The organism is Catelliglobosispora koreensis DSM 44566 (assembly GCF_000379685.1).
Classification (GTDB): domain Bacteria; phylum Actinomycetota; class Actinomycetes; order Mycobacteriales; family Micromonosporaceae; genus Catelliglobosispora; species Catelliglobosispora koreensis.
The window spans coordinates 1-1,625 of the sequence record NZ_KB903276.1 but is presented as its reverse complement, the minus strand read 5'-3'; the positions used below and the strand labels follow the sequence as shown (position 1 = coordinate 1,625).

Genomic DNA, 1,625 nt, shown 5'->3' with positions numbered 1-1,625 from the left:
TCCGCGGCGGGTGGCACGCAGCCCGGGTTTGAAGCTGCGGCTGCGGTAGACGATGTAGGGCCTGGTTAGGTAGCCGACGGGGGCGCTGAAGGCGTGCACGAGGCGGGTGAAGGGCCAGAACGCGAACAGGGCGAACGCCATCAGGATGTGGATTTTGAAACCGGCCGGCACGGATGTCATGAGTTCGGCTTTGGGCTGCAGGTAAAACACCGATCTAAACCACGGTGAGATCGTTTCGCGGTAGTCGTAGCCGGGGCCGGTGACATTCGCCCGCACGGTGGCCGCCAGGCCGAGCACGATCGTTGCCGCCAGGACGAGGTACATGGCTTTGTCGTTTTTGGTGGTGGCGGCGAACACCGGGCCGACCAGGCGGCGGCGCAAGATGAGGATAGCCATGGCCACGAGGGTGAAGATGCCGGCGACGGTCCCGATGAACACAGCCATCAGGTGATACGTGTGCTCGGTGACGCCTACGGCTTCGGTCCAGGCTTTCGGGATGAGCAGGCCACCGATGTGCCCTACCAGGACCATGAGGACGCCGAAGTGAAACATGGGTGAGCCCCAGCGCAAAATGTTTGTTTCGTACAGCTGGCTGGAGCGGGTGGTCCAACCGAATTTGTCGTAGCGGTAGCGCCAGACGGTGCCCAGGGCGAAGGTGGCCAGGGTCAGGTACGGCAGGACCGCCCACAGCAGTGTGTTCACCGCCGCCCCCCGGCAGTTGGTGTGTGCAGCGGGAAGGGTTGCAGGCCAACGGTTTCTGCTGGCGGGCCGGTGCGGGCCAAATCGAGTGCGGCGGCGGTATCAGCGGGGCTGGCTGGTGGCAGCAGCGACCGGATCGCGGTGACAGCGTGCGCGTACACCGACTCCTGGGCGTGCAGGGCGGTGGCGAGCAGGTCCAGGCCGATGCGATGCTCGCGCAACAGCCCCCAGCCTGCTTGCGGTGCGCAGGCGGCCAGTTCGAGGACGGCGGGCAGGAAGTCCGGCAGCTCGCCGCCGTCGAGGATGAACCCTGTTTTCTTGTAGGCGGCCGTGAAGTGCAGTAGGGCCTGGCCGCGGTTGCGGGTATCTCCGGCGGTGTAGTAGCTCAGGTACAGGCAGCAGCGCCGCCGCAGGTCGAATAGCTCCACATACTCGGCCGCCAGTGCGGTTGGATCGGTGGCGCCACGGTGCACGGCCACCCGGCCCAGGGGTGTGCCAGTTTCTGGCGGCAGAGTGGCGATCGCGGCACGCAGAACCGGCAGCTGGGCCAGCAGCGGCGGATCGGGGTAGCGCAGCAGCATCGAGGCGGCCTTGGCCGCCACGGCGGCTGTGGTGGTGTGGTTCACGGTTGCTCCTGTTTGCGTGGCGGGAAAAGCCCTTGCGGGTTGCCTTTGCCGTCCCAGTTGAGAAGGTTCACCCTGGTTGCGGCCGGGTCGTAGGGGTCAGCGAAGGTGTCGCGGCGCTGCCGGTCGGCCAGAGCGTGAAAGTTTTCCACCGCGACCGGTACGGGCCGGCCGGAGGCTTCCCCGAACGGGCCGTCGCCGAAGGGGCCGGCGCCGCCCATGCCGGGGCCGCCGTCATAGTCGAGGCTGCATCCGGTGGCTAGTTCTTCCAGCCCGGCCGCGCCTTCGGCGTGTGCGGCGGGG

General features: G+C 67.3%; 2 protein-coding genes and 1 pseudogene. All 3 read right to left on the bottom strand.

Annotation, left to right across the window (positions count from 1 at the left end; translation table 11 throughout):
• The coding region (narI, locus tag A3E1_RS42025; RefSeq protein ID WP_020523637.1) for a respiratory nitrate reductase subunit gamma at positions 1-702 on the bottom strand (702 nt) is incomplete at its 3' end.
• The gene (narJ, locus tag A3E1_RS0125555; RefSeq protein WP_051105155.1) at positions 699-1,280 is read right to left on the bottom strand and encodes a nitrate reductase molybdenum cofactor assembly chaperone; all 582 of its coding nucleotides are present in this window, start codon (positions 1,278-1,280) and stop codon (positions 699-701) included. The genes narJ and narI, both read right to left, overlap by 4 nt.
• Positions 1,281-1,321: 41 nt before the next feature.
• Positions 1,322-1,625, bottom strand: a pseudogene (gene narY, locus A3E1_RS42020) (nitrate reductase subunit beta); the annotation flags it as partial.

Bases quoted from the DNA above. Each gene is read 5' to 3' on its own strand.
- narJ (WP_051105155.1), bottom strand. From the start codon at position 1,280: ATGCTGCTGCGCTACCCCGATCCGCCGCTGCTGGCCCAGCTGCCGGTT.